At 39.3% G+C, this 16,372-nt stretch carries 13 protein-coding genes; 10 read left to right on the plus strand and 3 right to left on the minus strand.

Translation table 11 applies throughout. The features are described from left to right. Nucleotides 1–681 precede the first annotated feature (681 nt). From I6E69_RS15780 to I6E69_RS15805, 6 genes are all read left to right on the plus strand, one after another. The gene (locus tag I6E69_RS15780) at nt 682–1,935 is read left to right on the plus strand and encodes an efflux RND transporter periplasmic adaptor subunit (protein ID WP_197121627.1); all 1,254 of its coding nucleotides are present in this window, start codon (nt 682–684) and stop codon (nt 1,933–1,935) included. A 42-nt stretch (nt 1,936–1,977) separates the two neighbouring features. Continuing rightward, a complete protein-coding gene (locus I6E69_RS15785) occupies nt 1,978–2,688 on the plus strand; it encodes an ABC transporter ATP-binding protein (protein ID WP_004335374.1) in 711 nt (236 codons plus the stop codon). A gap of 3 nt (nt 2,689–2,691) precedes the next feature. Further along, complete coding sequence (locus tag I6E69_RS15790; protein WP_197121628.1) at nt 2,692–4,005, plus strand: ABC transporter permease; 1,314 nt, start codon at nt 2,692–2,694, stop codon at nt 4,003–4,005. Nucleotides 4,006–4,017: 12 nt separating this feature from the next. Further along, nucleotides 4,018–5,226 carry an ABC transporter permease gene (locus tag I6E69_RS15795; protein ID WP_197121629.1) on the plus strand — a complete coding sequence of 403 codons (1,209 nt, stop codon included), beginning with the start codon at nt 4,018–4,020 and terminating at the stop codon, nt 5,224–5,226. A gap of 71 nt (nt 5,227–5,297) precedes the next feature. Beyond that, on the plus strand, nt 5,298–6,629 hold the full coding sequence (locus I6E69_RS15800) for a sigma-54 dependent transcriptional regulator (RefSeq protein WP_197121630.1): 1,332 nt from the start codon (nt 5,298–5,300) through the stop codon (nt 6,627–6,629). Then, on the plus strand, nt 6,629–7,942 hold the full coding sequence (locus tag I6E69_RS15805; RefSeq protein WP_197121631.1) for a PAS domain-containing sensor histidine kinase: 1,314 nt from the start codon (nt 6,629–6,631) through the stop codon (nt 7,940–7,942). Before I6E69_RS15800 ends, I6E69_RS15805 begins: the two co-directional genes overlap by 1 nt. Before the next feature lie 90 nt (nt 7,943–8,032). Here the strand turns inward: I6E69_RS15805 and I6E69_RS15810 are convergent, their stop codons facing one another. Continuing rightward, complete coding sequence (locus I6E69_RS15810) at nt 8,033–8,371, minus strand: Grx4 family monothiol glutaredoxin (RefSeq protein WP_004335359.1); 339 nt, start codon at nt 8,369–8,371, stop codon at nt 8,033–8,035. Nucleotides 8,372–8,637: 266 nt separating this feature from the next. Here I6E69_RS15810 and I6E69_RS15815 point away from each other — a divergent pair, with 266 nt between their 5' ends. The 4 genes from I6E69_RS15815 to I6E69_RS15830 all read left to right on the plus strand — a co-directional run bounded on the left by I6E69_RS15815 (nt 8,638) and on the right by I6E69_RS15830 (nt 14,201). After that, nucleotides 8,638–9,219, plus strand: a complete 582-nt coding sequence (locus I6E69_RS15815; protein ID WP_002960323.1) for a superoxide dismutase — start codon at nt 8,638–8,640, stop codon at nt 9,217–9,219. Nucleotides 9,220–9,429: 210 nt separating this feature from the next. Beyond that, nucleotides 9,430–11,352, plus strand: a complete 1,923-nt coding sequence (locus I6E69_RS15820; RefSeq protein ID WP_197121632.1) for a PrkA family serine protein kinase — start codon at nt 9,430–9,432, stop codon at nt 11,350–11,352. Nucleotides 11,353–11,383: 31 nt separating this feature from the next. Beyond that, nucleotides 11,384–12,667: a YeaH/YhbH family protein gene (locus I6E69_RS15825; RefSeq protein ID WP_007375849.1), complete on the plus strand. Its 1,284-nt coding sequence runs from the start codon at nt 11,384–11,386 to the stop codon at nt 12,665–12,667. A 19-nt stretch (nt 12,668–12,686) separates the two neighbouring features. Next, nucleotides 12,687–14,201, plus strand: a complete 1,515-nt coding sequence (locus I6E69_RS15830) for a SpoVR family protein (RefSeq protein ID WP_197121633.1) — start codon at nt 12,687–12,689, stop codon at nt 14,199–14,201. Between the two features lie 98 nt (nt 14,202–14,299). Here the strand turns inward: I6E69_RS15830 and I6E69_RS15835 are convergent, their stop codons facing one another. Together I6E69_RS15835 and I6E69_RS15840 are read right to left on the minus strand one after the other, a co-directional pair. Then, nucleotides 14,300–15,271 (minus strand): diguanylate cyclase, encoded by a 972-nt coding sequence (locus I6E69_RS15835; protein WP_024592692.1) that lies wholly within the window; start codon nt 15,269–15,271, stop codon nt 14,300–14,302. Between the two features lie 3 nt (nt 15,272–15,274). Further along, nucleotides 15,275–16,279, minus strand: a complete 1,005-nt coding sequence (locus tag I6E69_RS15840; RefSeq protein WP_024590825.1) for a response regulator — start codon at nt 16,277–16,279, stop codon at nt 15,275–15,277. Nucleotides 16,280–16,372 lie beyond the last annotated feature (93 nt).

Below are 16,372 nucleotides of genomic sequence, written 5' to 3' on the forward strand. Positions count from 1 at the left end.
CACTGTTAGCGTGGATGAACTGCTCGACGATTTGCTAACAGACGGACAAAACTAGCCTCTATCTTAAATAGAGTCAATAGCACTTTGAATACATATTCACATTCTTGAATATTTCTCACTTCATAGCAAGATTTCTTTTTATCATTATTTTTAACATTTAGCGTTATTTTAACCACTATTTTTTCATGACACTGGTGTCAAGTTTAACATATTGTAAAAAACACAAGCGCTCAAAGTCGCAGCTTACGTAAACGTAAAGTCGAGCAAAAGTGAATAAGTATTCAACGCGTGAAGCGCTATTCAGTTAACATTTAGATAGTTTTATGCTATTTCATTACTTTAATGGCTTAACATCCCCGATTATTGCTGCTCATTAGTATAGTTATGAAAGTTCATGTCATTTTTTGTACGTTAATAGTGAATTTTTATTTAAAGCGGTGTCCGATGCGGACACATAAACTGTCCGCGGACATAAATTTCAATAACAAAAAAAATAAAATAACTTAAATATCAATAGGATAATAATTGGCATATTAATCGTATAGCTTTATATATAATCGCTAATTGGAATTACTATGTTTACTCTAAGCTTATTTTTACTCTCTCCTATTGCCGCTATTTGCACTGCAGCTTTATTACTGCTGTGCGAAAAATACATAAAAGCAATTTAGGGGAAATTAAATGATTAAAGATACCAGCGCACAAGACGTACAAGTAAAGGCACCTATAAGCTATAAAAAATACGCGATAATCACTGCGGTTATTTTCATTGCAGCCTCTACAATTGCTTATATTTTTTTAACGAGTCATAGCGCTAAAAGCTCTATTAGCCGCTCAAAAGTACAGGTTGCCAAAGTACACGTTAAAGCGCTCATTCGAGACATTGCCGCCAGTGGTAAAATTGTTGCTGCTAATGCTCCTAAAATCTACAGCCCAGAACGTGGATTTATAGATTTAAAAGTAAAGGCCGGCGATACAGTAAAGCAAGGCGATACACTTGCCCTGCTGCAAAGCCCTGAGTTAACTAACGAATTAAAGCAACAGGAGTCTGTACTTAAAAGACTACAAGGCGAGCAGCAAAGGCAGCATTTGCAAGCAAGACGCCAAACACTCACTTTAAATAAAACACTCGATATGGCACAAGTTGAGCTTAATGCCGCTGAGCGCGAAAATCGTCGCGCGCAGTTATCAATTCAAAAGCACTTAATTAGCCAAATTGATCTTGAAAAAGCAGTTGATGATTTATCACGTGCAAAGCTCTCATATAAACATGCACAACAAGAGGTACTGCTTGCCAAAGACACGCTCGCCTTTGAACTACAAGCTGCTAAAAGTGATGTGACCCGCCAACAACTTATTGTTGATGACTTAATCAGAAAAGTAAGCAACCTATCTATTAAGGCTACCGTTACTGGGATCGTGGGTAACCTACTTGTGCAACAAAAAGCCGCTGTGACACAAAGCCAACCTCTTATGACACTCGTCGACTTAAGTAATTTCGAAGCGGAACTTCAAGTACCTGAAAGTTACGCAAACGAATTAGGGCTCGGTATGGAAGTAGAGCTTAAGTTAGGCAATGAAACAGTGATGGGGAATTTATCCGCCATATCACCAGAAGTTAATAATCGTGAAGTAACAGCACGCGTCCGATTTAAAGGTGTTACTAACAACATTCGTCAAAACCAACGCTTAACTGCACGTATTTTACTCGACAACCGAGAAGGTGTAATGCAGGTAAAACGCGGCGCTTTTATGCAGCAAGGCGGAATTTTTGCTTATAAGGTAGAAGGCAATATTGCAAAGCGTATACCTATTACAATAGGCGCCACCAGCATTAATGCGGTTGAGCTTTTGAGCGGACTAAAAGAAAACGATGAAATTATTATTTCAAGCTACAGCGACTTTAAGCAAGCCGATACGATTTTATTAAATTAAACAGACGTTCTCAACCAACGCTAAAAATAATTAGGAACAACCATGTTACAAATGAACAATGTAAGTAAAGTATACCAAACAGAAATGGTACAAACCCATGCGCTTCGAGACTTTAACCTGCAAGTAAACGAAGGCGAATTTATTGCTGTTACCGGTCCTAGCGGCTCAGGAAAAACAACCTTTTTAAATATTGCAGGTATGCTCGAGCCTTTTAACGAAGGTGAATACCTGTTGGATGGTGTTAATGTTGGCAGCCTAAACGATAACCAACGTGCTGATTTACGTAATCAAAAAATTGGCTTTATATTCCAAGGCTTTAATTTAATCCCCGATTTAAATTTATATGAAAACATAGAAGTTCCTCTTCGCTACAGAGGGATTAAAGCAAATGAGCGAAAACGTCGAATTGAACAATGCCTTGAACAAGTTGGTTTAGCATCTCGCGCTAAACACTTACCTCAGCAACTCTCTGGTGGCCAGCAACAACGTGTGGCAATAGCTCGTGCGCTTGCCGGTGAACCTCGTTTTTTACTTGCCGATGAGCCAACAGGTAACCTTGACAGCTTAATGGCGCGCCAAGTTATGGAGTTACTTGAACAAATAAATCGCGACGGTGCCACTATTGTAATGGTAACGCATGATAGCGAATTAGCCCGCCGTGCTCCGCGTAATATTCAAGTAGTTGATGGACAGCTTGCCGACTTTACGCTTTATCAGGGCGCGCAAACTATAAAAACAGCATCGGGGGTTTAACTAATGTTTATTCATTATTTAGATTTAAGTTGGCGCAGCTTCAAGCGCACCCCACTGGTTAGCTTTTTAATGGTACTTGCCATTGCGATAGGTATAGGCATAACAATGACCAGCCTTAGTGTTTATCACATGATGTCGGCCGATCCTATCCCAGAAAAAAGCAGCCAACTTTACAGTGTGCAATTACAAACAATGGACGATGGTAGTACGTGGTGGACAGAAGATAACATGCCACTGCAACTGACCTATCAAGATGCTGAGAACTTATTAAACACACCCACGTCAGAGAAAAAAGTGGCTATGATGCGTACCGGCTTTTCAGTTTATCTAGACTCAGACAAAATAAAACCTTTTATTGGCAGTGCCCGCATGACAACGCCTGACTTTTTTAGCATGTTTAATTTGTCATTTCTATACGGAGGGGCTTGGAGCAAAGAGCAAGAAGACTCAGCCGCACCTGTCGTTGTTATTACCCAAGAGATAAACGATAAACTATTTGCAGGAAAAAACTCCGTCGGAGAACTGATTTACTTAGATGATGCAAGCTATCAAGTAGTTGGTGTTATTAACCATTGGCCTCTCAATATTAAGTATTATGATTTAAATAACGGTGCATTTAATCAAGTAGAAGAGTTATTTATGCCCTTTAGCTTAATAAAGGCAAAAGAGCTCGTAAGTTGGGGCAATAGCAATGGATGGAAACACGAAAACACACCAACCTTTGCAGATAAACTGCAATCTGAGCAAGTATGGATCCAGTTTTGGGCAGAGCTAAATACGCTTGAACAAAAACAAGCCTATCAAAATTACTTATTAGCCTATATGCAAGAACAACAAAAGCGTGGACGATTTAATCGTAAAGAACTTGAGTATAAACTTCGCGATGTAAACCAATGGATGCAATACAACAACGTCGTCACCGAAGACAATAAAATTTTAGTGGGCCTGAGCTTTATGTTTTTAGGTGTCTGCTTAGCCAATATTTTAGGTTTACTTTTAGCTAAGTTTTTACGCAGAGCGCCAGAAGTAGGTGTAAGGCGCGCATTAGGTGCTAGTAAAAGGCAAATATTTTTACAGCACTTAGTTGAGGTCGCCATGCTTGGTTTTATAGGTGGCATGTTAGGAATTGTACTCGCACAACTTGGCTTAATGGGCGTAGGGCAAAGCTACGACTACTATGAAAACTTAGCGACAATGGATTTAACCATGCTCTTAAGCGCCCCATTGATTGCAATTACAACCTGCATTTTGGCTGGTTTGTACCCTGCTTGGTTAGTGTGCAAAACCAATCCTGCTATTTATCTTAAGAGCCAGTAAGGGAATACCACAATGTTAGAAATAAAACCTATATTTAATGCCTTATGTCGCTCAAAGGTAGGCGCTGTTTTACTGCTAATTCAAATTGCAATCACCACGGCAATTGTCAGTAATGCTGCATTTATTATTCAAGATAGAATTAGCTATTTAAACCAAGAAACAGGCTACCCTGAGCAAGATATATTTAAGTTTAATGTAATGACTTTTGGAAAGGATATTAACTTAAGTCAACAATTTGAGCTTGATGAAACCATGATCAGAGAAATGCCAGGCGTAGTCGATGCCGCATTAAGCAGTAGCATCCCGCTATCCGGCGGTGGTAGTGCCTCTAGTTTTAATTTAAAACCAGCTCCTCAAGAAGGCCTAAGTGTAAGAACCGCTTATTTCTTTATAGATGACCATGCTATTAATACCTACGGCGTTAACTTAATTGCTGGGCGAAATTTTACCGAAGATGAAGTGCTCGTTACAAACGAAATTACACAAAAGCGCACCAATGTCACTATAGTCACTAAAGCCCTACTTGATGAGCTATATCCTGAGGGAAATGGTTTAGGGAAAATAGTTTATTTTGGCGACCTACCGCTTAAAATTATTGGCGTGATCGGAAAAATGAAAGGCCCGTGGCTCAAAGACAGTAAACCCGATAATCTTGCGTTTATTCCTTATATTAAAGCAGCAAGTTATGCACAAGTTGCCGTTCGTACAGAGCCTGGTCAGCGAGCAGCTGTAATGAAAGAAATAGAAAATGCTATGCTCGAAAATTACAGCAAACGCGTTATTAACAACATTAAAGGGCTTGATGAATTAAAAAATGAGTATACCGCTCAAGATCGCCTTATGATGCGCATGCTCATAGTATTAATCACTATTTTAGTGCTTATAACCGCTCTCGGTATTTTTGGCTTAACCTTATTTAATATTAGCAAACGTACTAAGCAAATTGGTACACGCAGAGCACTTGGCGCAAGAAAGTCAGCTATTGTTAGCTACTTTTTAGTAGAAAATGCATTAATTTGTAGCCTAGGTTTAGCCTTAGGTGTAGTAACAGCAATACTGCTTGGGAAAATGTTAATGCAGTATTTTTCTGTAGCTGCACTACCGCCAAGTTATATAGCCGTTACCGCCATTGCCGTATTTTTAATGAGCTTACTTGCGGTATTAGCGCCGGCTAAACGCGCTGCTAATATTTCGCCCAGTATCGCAACTCGCACTATTTAATAATATGTAAATCACTATGCTACACTGCTTAGTAAGGCAGTGTAGCCATTAAAAAATTATAAAAATAACCTATGACTCATAAAATACTCATTGTTGATGATAACCAAGCAGTACTCGACGCACTTTCATTGTTGCTCGAGATCCACGACTTTTCGGTAGTCACTGCAACAAATCCGTTTGATGCTCTGCAAATAGTTCGCTATCAGCGAATTGAGCTTGTAATTCAAGACATGAACTTTACCAGTGACACCACCTCTGGTGAAGAAGGTAAAGCCTTGTTTTATGAACTACGAGAAATAAACCCACACCTCCCTATTATACTTATTACAGCCTGGACCGAACTTGCCACCGCCATTGAGCTTGTAAAAGCCGGTGCTGCTGATTACTTACCAAAACCCTGGGATGATGCAAAACTACTAGTTTGTATCGCTAACTTAATAGAGCTAGGCAGTGCTAAAAAAATAGTTGCTACACATAATCGCCATCAACAAGAGCGTGAAGGTACATTTAAAAGCGCAGACCTTGCCGGGCTAATATTTAAAAGCACGGCTATGGAACGACTGGTCACTATGGCGCTACAAGTAGCTAAATCTGATATATCTGCATTAATTACAGGCCCTAATGGGAGTGGTAAAGAGTGCATTGCGCATATCATTCAAAAAAACTCCCCACTTGTATCGCAACCTTTTATTAAGGTAAACGCAGGCGCACTACCGCAAGAACTTATAGAGGCCGAGCTTTTTGGCGCTGAAGCCGGTGCATATACGGGGATAACCAAACAACGTATTGGTCGATTTGAAGCAGCTGATGGCGGTACGTTATTTTTAGATGAAATTGGTAATTTACCACTTTCAGGACAAATAAAATTACTACGCGTACTACAAACCGGCGAGTTTGAACGTTTAGGCTCAACAAAAACACGAAAAGTAGATGTGCGGGTTATATCGGCCACTAACGAAAACTTACTACAAGCAATTCAACAAGGTAGATTTAGGGAAGACTTATATTATCGCCTTAATGTAATTGAGCTCAATGTGCCTGCCCTAAGCGAAAGACAAGATGATGTTTTAGCACTTATTAGCCATTTTTTACCTCACCGAGAGCTGACTATAAACACAGAGCAAGCACTTCAACATTACAAATGGCCGGGTAACGTTCGAGAGCTAGAAAACGCTTGTAAACGCGTAGCGGTACTAAAACCTACAGGTGCGCTTACAGTCGATGACTTTGTACTTTCGTCACCGGTTACTGCTCAACAAGAAGCAAAAGCAGAGCCGACCAAACAAGAAATAGAACACGCAATGCGCGCTCATCAAGGTGTTATAGCCAAAGTGGCCCGTGAATTTGGTTTAAGCCGACAAGCACTTTACAGGCGGTTACAAAAAATGGGTATTGATTATTAATGCCGAGCATTATTAGCAACTTTACCCTAAGCCAAAAGGTTGTATTAATTTGCGGGTTTTGTAGCGCGCTGCCTGTTGTTATTATTGCCGCGCTAAGTGGCTTTGATATTTACTACACTCTGTTTTTAATATTACTAACGCTTACATTTAGCACCCTGCTTTCAAGAGCTCTCTCCAAGCCAATAAAGCTTGGCATGCAATCGCTTGAAACCGGATTACTTAATTTTAAAGATGGTGAGCTCTCCAGTTTGCTTGCGTATAAAAGTAATGATGAACTTGGAAAACTATGCCAACTTTATAATCAAACCGCAAAACAGCTTCGCCAAGAAAAACAATGGATTTACCAGCGCGAGTTAATGCTTGATAAAGTATTGCAAAGCTCGCCGCAAGCGTTATTGCTGGTCAATGATAATAATACGGTGGTATTTAGTAATTTAATTAGCCGTAGTTTATTTAATAGCGCAACTCGCCTTGAAGGTTTGCAACTAAGTAAGTTACTCGAAAATTCGCCTCTGCAATTAGTAGCAGCTATAGAGCACGGTATTGATGGCCTCTTTAATATAGAAATAGAGAATCAAGACTCGCAAACTTGGCATTTAGCCACTGGGGAGTTTTTACTCAATAATCAAAAGCATCATTTATATATATTTAAACAGTTAACCCGTGAACTTAGTCGCCAAGAAGTTGCCGTGTGGAAAAAAGTAATACGCATTATTAGCCACGAATTAAATAATTCACTCGGCCCTATGTCATCCATGCTACACAGCGCACAATTGCTCGCAAATAAAGTTGATGAGCCTCGCCTTGCCCGTGTATTTGCAACTATTGATGAGCGAATTAGTCACTTAACTGAATTTGTACAAGGCTATGGCAAGTTTGCTAAATTACCTCAGCCACAAAAAACGCGGATTAACTGGCAAAACACACTCGATAATTTAAAAAATCACTGGCAATTTAGCTACGAAATAAAAAATTCACACAATGAATTACAAGCTGATCAAACACAACTCGAGCAGCTGCTCATAAACCTATTAAAAAATTCACACGAGTCAGGCTCCAACGCCAATGAAATACATATTCAGGTCGAGTTTGTACCCCAAGCTTGTATTATAAATGTAAGCGACTGCGGTAAAGGAATGAGCGAGCAAGTAATGGCAAATGCTTTAGTGCCCTTTTATTCTACAAAAAGTACGGGGAGTGGTTTAGGGCTAGCTTTATGCAGAGAAATAGCAGAAGCGCACCAAGGGCATATAAGTTTACATAACAAAATAGAGGGCGGCTTAAACGTACAAGTGAGCCTTCCTTATTCATAAATTCACACAAATTAAAAACAACAAAGCCACTTAAAAAAGTGACTTTGTGTTTAAAGAGCTTAATAACCTGAGTTCAGGTTGAGTAATAAATTACTCTGCGTCAGCTTCTTTGTATTTAGCAGCAGTTTCAGTAATTAACGGCTGTAATTCACCGCGTTGAAACATTTCGATAATAATGTCACAACCACCAACTAATTCGCCATCTACCCAAAGTTGTGGGAATGTTGGCCAATTTGCGTATGCTGGAAGCTCAGCACGAATGTCTGGATTAAGTAAAATATCAACGTATGCAAATGGTTCACCACATGACATTAACGCTTGCGATGCTTGTGAAGAAAAACCACAATTTGGTAATTTTGGTGACCCTTTCATGAAAAGGATTATTGGATTTTCTGAAATTTGCTGTTTAATTTTATCAATGGTTTCCATCTACAACCTCAAAGTAACGATAGCTAAATATATTTAGGTCTTGAAAATAACTCATCGTGACCACAAATATATAACTTAAAATGGGCAAATAAAGCCGCAATTGAAATAGTCTTTCGCAATAGCATTGCTGTTTGCTTAAACTTGAGTAAAATACTCAACAATTATAGTAACACTATATTACCGCTTGGTATAGGTAACTGCTCTGTTTCAACAGGCATTACGTATTACCAAATGGACTATCAACCAAAGAAGATGGAGATAAAAAAATGGCATTTGAACTACCGTCACTACCATATGCAATCGACGCACTTGAGCCACATATTTCAAAAGAAACGCTAGAGTTTCACCATGGCAAACACCACAACACTTACGTGGTTAAGCTTAATGGTTTAATCCCTGGTACTGAGTTTGAAAACAAATCTCTAGAAGAGATCGTATGTTCATCAGAAGGCGGCGTATTTAACAACGCAGCACAAATCTGGAACCATACTTTTTACTGGAACAGCTTATCTCCAAACGGCGGCGGCGAGCCTACTGGCGCAGTTGCTGATGCAATCAACGCTAAATGGGGTTCTTTTGATGCGTTTAAAGATGCATTAAATGACAAAGCAGTAAATAACTTTGGTTCAAGCTGGACGTGGTTAGTTAAGCTTGCTGATGGTTCACTAGACATCGTTAATACATCTAACGCTGCTACACCATTAACTGATGATGGCGTTACTCCAATCCTTACAGTGGATTTATGGGAACACGCTTACTACATCGATTACCGTAACGTTCGTCCAGATTACCTTAAAGGTTTTTGGTCGCTTGTTAACTGGGAATTCGCGAACGCTAACTTCGCTTAATTAGCCTTTAAACGCTAATGTAAAAAAGACGCTTAGGCGTCTTTTTTTGTTTCTTGTTTATCACACCTAAGCGCCTCATCATTTAATAAAACGCTTTTAGTAACATGATCTTTTTTCACTTAAATTTTTAATTTTATTGCACAAAAATACACATTCGTGACTAGACTTTAAAAGGTAAGCACCTTTTTACAGTGGGTTTCGGAGGTTATTATGACGATTTTTGAGCATTACCAAGCACGATACGAAGCGGCACAGGAAGAAGAATACAGTATCGCTGAATTTCTTGAGATTTGTAAAACCGATAAGTCTGCCTACGCCAGCGCACCAGAACGCCTACTCATGGCAATTGGCGAACCACACATGGTAGATACCGCAACGGATGCACGACTAAGTCGATTATTTTCAAATAGAGTAGTTGCGCGCTACCCTGCCTTTGCTGATTTTTATGGTATGGAAGACGCCATTGAGCAAATAGTCTCTTATTTAAAACATGCGGCTCAGGGGCTAGAAGAATGCAAACAAGTGCTTTATTTACTTGGACCTGTTGGTGGGGGTAAATCATCCATTGCTGAAAAACTAAAGTATTTAATGCAACAAGTGCCTATTTATTCAATTAAAGGGTCTCCTGTAAACGACCACCCCCTCTCCTTGTTTGATCCTATCGAAGATGCAGACGTACTCAGCAAAGAATACGATATTAAACCGCGCTACTTAAAAACCATTATGTCGCCTTGGGCTGGCAAACGCTTAAAAGAGTTCAATGGTGATATTAGCCAGTTTAGAGTGGTTAAACGCTACCCTTCTATTTTAAACCAAATAGGCATTGCCAAAACCGAACCAGGAGATGAAAACAACCAAGATATTTCAGCACTGGTTGGTAAGGTCGATATTCGCCAGCTTGAGCACTTTGCCCAAAACGATCCTGATGCATACGCCTACTCTGGCTCTTTATGTTTAGCTAACCAAGGGCTGATGGAATTTGTAGAAATGTTTAAAGCGCCTATTAAAGTGCTGCATCCTTTACTTACCGCCACCCAAGAAGGTAACTATAACGGCACAGAAGGCATTAGTGCCCTGCCCTTTAATGGCATGATCCTCGCTCACTCGAATGAGTCTGAGTGGCAAACCTTTAAAAACAATAAAAACAACGAAGCATTTTTAGACCGTGTTTATATTGTAAAAGTCCCTTATTGCTTACGTGTAACTGAAGAAATTAAAATTTACGACAAATTACTTGAGCACAGCGAGCTATACAACGCGCCATGTGCACCGGGTACACTTAAAACATTGGCGCAATTTACGACGCTATCACGTTTAAAAGAGCCAGAAAATTCAAGTATCTATTCTAAAATGCGGGTATACGATGGCGAGACCCTAAAAGACACCGACCCTAAAGCAAAATCGTATCAAGAGTATCGTGATTACGCAGGTGTTGATGAAGGTATGACGGGGCTCTCTACCCGCTTTGCGTTTAAAATTTTGTCCCGAGTGTTTAACTTTGATACCACTGAAGTTGCTGCAAATCCGGTGCATTTGTTCTATGTGCTTGAGCAACAGATAGAGCGCGAGCAATTTTCAAGTGAAATAGAAGAGCGTTATTTAAGCTTTTTAAAAGGCTATTTAATTCCACAATATATCGAGTTTATAGGTAAAGAACTGCAAACCGCTTATCTAGAATCGTACTCAGAATACGGACAAAATATTTTTGACCGGTATGTTATTTATGCAGATTTTTGGATACAAGACCAAGAATATCGAGACCCCGATACAGGACAACTATTTGACCGCGCAGCGCTAAACGCTGAACTTGAAAAAATAGAAAAGCCAGCGGGTATTTCTAATCCTAAAGATTTTCGTAATGAAATAGTGAACTTTGTACTGCGTGCCCGTGCACACAACAACGGCAAAAACCCACTATGGACAAGCTACGAAAAACTACGCACGGTGATTGAGAAAAAAATGTTCTCTAATACCGAAGATTTACTACCCGTTATTTCGTTTAATACTAAAACGTCTGCAGAGGATCAGCAAAAGCACGAAGACTTTGTGAACCGTATGGTCGAAAAAGGCTATACACAAAAACAAGTTCGCTTGCTTTCTGAGTGGTATTTACGGGTTAGAAAATCGCAATAACCTTCATAGTCGTAGTATATAGGAGGTCAATATGGCGCATTTTATAGATAGGCGTTTAAACGGAAAAAATAAAAGTACGCTTAATCGCCAGCGCTTTATTAGGCGCTATAAAAAACAAATTAAAGAAGCGGTTTCAGATGCGATTAACAAACGCAGCGTTACCGATTCAAGCTCTGGTGAGAGTATTTCTATTCCACAACGCGATATCAGCGAACCTACATTTCATCAAGGGCAAGGCGGGAATAGAGAACAAATTCACCCTGGTAACGATCAGTTTTCTACAGGTGATAAAATTGAGCGCCCTAAAGGCGGACAAGGCGGTGGTGCCGGTGAAGGTGACGCCAGCGATTCGGGCGAGGGACAAGATGAGTTTGTATTTTCAATATCAAAAGATGAATACCTTGATTTACTGTTTGAAGATCTAGAACTTCCTAACTTACAAGAAAACCAACTTGATAAGTTAGTGCAAATGAAAACCCATCGCGCAGGATTTTGTAGCGACGGCATGCCAAGTAATATTGACATTGTACGCTCTCTTCAAGGCTCGCTTGCACGGCGTGTTGCCATGAGTGCAGGTAAAAAACGCCGTTTAAAAGAGCTCGAAGAACAACTTGCTCTGCTGCTTGCTGGTCCACATAACGATAAAGCGGCAATTGCTTTGTTACAAAAAGAAATTGCAGCATTAAAAGTGCAAATTAAGTCAGTTCCGTTTATTGATAACTACGATTTACGTTTTCGTAATTACGAAAAGCGCCCTCACCCCACCAGCAAAGCCGTGATGTTTTGTATTATGGATGTGTCAGGCTCAATGGATCAGCCAACAAAAGACATGGCAAAGCGTTTTTATATTTTGCTCTATCAATTTTTAACCCGCAGTTATAAAGACATAGAAGTTGTTTATATTCGCCACCACACACAAGCTAAAGAAGTAGACGAACAAGAGTTTTTTTACTCCCAAGAAACTGGCGGCACTATTGTTTCAAGCGCACTTAAATTAATGAACGAAATAATAAAAGAGCGTTATCACGCAAATGAGTGGAATGTATACGCCGCACAAGCCTCTGATGGCGATAACTGGGCGGACGACACCCCGCAGTGTGGTGAAATATTACGTAATAAGCTCTTAAGCGCAGTACGTTATTTTGCTTATATTGAAATAACCACTCGTGCTCATCAAAGCCTATGGCGCGAATATGAATCTATAACACACAGCCATAATAATTTCGCCATACAGCATATTCAAAGCGTTGAAGATATTTACCCAATTTTTAGGGAGCTATTTAAAAAAGGTCGTCAACAGCAAAACTCTGCATAGCCAAAAGCGAGGTAACATTATGAATGATAAACGATTGAGTGATGGCCCAGATTGGACCTTTGATTTATTAGATGAGTACCAAGGTGAAATTGCTCGTGTTGCAGCTCACTATAGGTTAGACACCTACCCTAATCAAATTGAAGTGATAACCGCAGAGCAAATGATGGATGCTTACTCAAGTGTTGGTATGCCTATTGGCTACAGTCATTGGTCGTACGGTAAAAAGTTCATTCAAACAGAGCAAAATTATAAGCGCGGACAAATGGGTCTCGCTTACGAAATAGTGATAAATTCAGACCCTTGTATTGCGTACTTAATGGAAGAAAACACCCTACCTATGCAAGCGCTTGTAATGGCACATGCGTGTTACGGACATAACTCATTTTTTAAAGGTAATTACTTATTTAAAACCTGGACCGATGCAGGTTCAATTATTGATTACTTGGTATTTGCTAAAAACTACATAAGCCGCTGTGAAGAAAAGCATGGTATTACACAAGTAGAAGCCCTACTCGACTCATGTCATGCATTAATGAATTACGGGGTCGATCGCTACAAACGTCCACAACAAATATCGCTATTTGAAGAGCAAAAACGCCAACAAGAGCGCGAAGACTACCTTCAATCGCAAGTAAACGAATTATGGCGAACTATTCCTGAGCAACAGCAAGAAACCAAAAAGAAAGTCCGCCATTTCCCTTCTGAACCTCAAGAAAATATTTTGTATTTTATTGAAAAAAATGCCCCATTACTCGATTCTTGGCAACGTGAAGTGATACGTATTGTACGTAAAATTTCGCAATACTTTTACCCACAAAAACAAACTCAAGTAATGAACGAAGGCTGGGCAACTTTTTGGCATTACACCATCCTTAATCACTTATATGATGAGGGAAAGCTCACCGACTCTTTCATGTTAGAGTTTCTACAAAGCCACACCAACGTAGTTTATCAGCCACCTTATAACAGTAAATATTATTCAGGCATTAACCCATATGCTTTAGGCTTTAATATGATGGTTGATATTCGCAGAATATGTGAACACCCAACTGAAGAAGATAAACGCTGGTTTCCTGAATATGCAGGTAGTAACTGGCTAGATACACTGCATTTTGCAATGGAAAACTTTAAGGATGAGAGTTTTATTAGCCAGTTTTTATCGCCTAAGTTAATTCGTGATTTTAAATTATTTACTATTATTGATCATACTAATAATCCCCATTTAGAAATTGGCGCAATACATAACGACAACGGCTATAAGGCAGTGAGAGAAGCACTCTCAGCGCAGTACAATTTAAGTAATCATGAGCCTAACATTCAAGTGTATGATGTTGATATTAGAGGTGACCGTTCATTAACCCTACGCTATGTACCTCATAACAATATTCCTTTAGCAAACTCGCACGAGGAAGTGCTTAAGCATCTTTACAGATTATGGGGCTTTAAAGTAAAACTAGAGCAAGAGTCAAATTCTGGTGAGGTTTCAATGATTGATCAATGCCCAATAGATGACTCTCGACACACAACACAATAATAAAGGGCAATATAATTTTCATACTGATTGGGTTTGCTCAGCAAATTATAAAAACACGGTATTATTTAACCCTAAATTCTGGATATAAAAAATGACGCTTAAGCGTCATTTTTTATATCTTCGTAAGCTATTACTTTATTTCGCCCTGTATTTTTAGACTGGTACAGTGCTTTATCTGCAGCCTCTATCCAGCGCTCATGATTTTTAAAATCATTACTGCTACCAGCCAGCCCTATACTTACCGTCATTGTTATTTCAAAGTGTTTATACTTAACAGGGTTAGTTTCAATCAATACCCTTAAACGCTCAGCAAATACAAAAGCGCCTTCTTTATCTGTATCAAGCAATGTCACTGCAAACTCTTCACCGCCATAACGCCCTGCAACATCAGTCTCGCGCAGCGTCGTACGTAGTAAGTTAGACAAATGACGAAGCGATTCATCACCACAGCTATGACCATATTCATCATTTATTTTTTTAAAGTGATCAATATCAAACATTAATAATGTACTACAGCCACCACTTCGCTTAACTCTTAAAAACTCTTGGCGTAGCGTACCTTCCCAGTGTCCACGGTTTGCAAGCTGCGTTAAGCTATCTGTTTGACTTACTTGTTCTAATTTTTTATTTAACTCTTCAAGCTCTTTTTTATTTACCGCGACATCTGTTACATCATATAAAATAATACAAATGTGGCTAACTTCGCCCATCGTATTGGTAAGAGGGATGAATGTCGCATTTTGATACATGTAATCAGCTTTACCAGTAATAGGTCGATAATTTTTAAACCTAAAAATGTATGGCTGCTGCTCCCAAATCGTAAAAGAGCGGTTTTTTAAAACAAAAACCGACTCAGATTTACTTCTAAACCATTTTTCGTCTATTGCTGGAAATAAATCAAATAGATCTTTATCTTTTACTGCGCTTGGTAGAAGCCCTGAATGGTTTTCCATAAAACCATTCCATACACACACCTTATAATCCCTATCGAGTACCACAAGGCCTACATCAACGGTATTAAACATATCCATTAACCAATGGATCTCATTCATTTCTAAATCAGCGGCCATAACTTAATCTTCTAATAGGTAAGCAACTTTGTATTTCAAAGTTTTAAGTGAATCTTCAGTAAATAACAGCATGAGGTCGCAATTTATATCATGGTTTTCAATACCGTAACTAATCTCTATTGCAAGGGTGCGTTGCCAACGTGACTTGTTTGATTTAACCAGCTCAGACACATCTCTGTGTTGGCCAAGTACAATCGGGTGCCCTTGACTAAATGACATATCGAGCTGTTTTGAAAGACCCGTTAAAATAGCGCCTATCAAAATATTACTAATATCCATAAGCAGCTCAAGTTCAACTTTATCGTTTAACTCGCCGTCATAGTTCATCAAAGAAGCTATTTCTTTAAAGCTTGAATCATTTAAAAGTAATAGCGCCTCGCCCGAAATACCACCGCCAATAAAGCCCTGGCACACACCCGATGTAGCTGCGTTATTATCTATAGACTGCAGCGCCATATCGAGTTCATTAACTTCCAAAATATTCACATTAGGAATTGGTAACTCTACAAATACATTAAGAAGACGTGCAAGTAAATCCCCAGCCTGCCCCATAGCAACATTAGTTAGCTCTTGGTATATATCCCGAACATCAGGGTCGACTTGCTCTCCTAGCGAATGAGAGAGACGCTCACGCATGGCTTTATCTTTAATCCCATGGTGTTCAATTATGCTGGCTAGTTTTTCGGGGGAACATGGTTTTTGAATAAAATCGATAGCACCAAGCTCAAGCACTCTTTGGTGTGCACTTGGTTGTATATCACCAGAGACAACAACAGTGAGAATATTAAGCCCCTGTTCTTTCATAGCGATTAATACTTCATAACCGTCCATTTCTGGCATGTTTAAATCGAGAAAAAGTATCTCTGGTTCAATTAACTTTATTTGCTTTATACAATCAACGCCGTCAAGTGCAAATTCTACTTTAATGTCCCAATCTTCAGGTAATGAGCGAGCCAACTGACGTCTAGCTAATTTCGAGTCATCACATATTAATACCGATGTTGACATATTATCTCTCTGTTTCTAAACCAGTAATGAGCATTAAAATCATTTTATGATGGTTTTTATTTTTATTATTGAAGATATCTTTTGTAACTTCAT

Origin of the sequence: Pseudoalteromonas sp. NZS100 (assembly GCF_015864815.1) — a bacterium.
GTDB lineage: Bacteria > Pseudomonadota > Gammaproteobacteria > Enterobacterales > Alteromonadaceae > Pseudoalteromonas > Pseudoalteromonas distincta.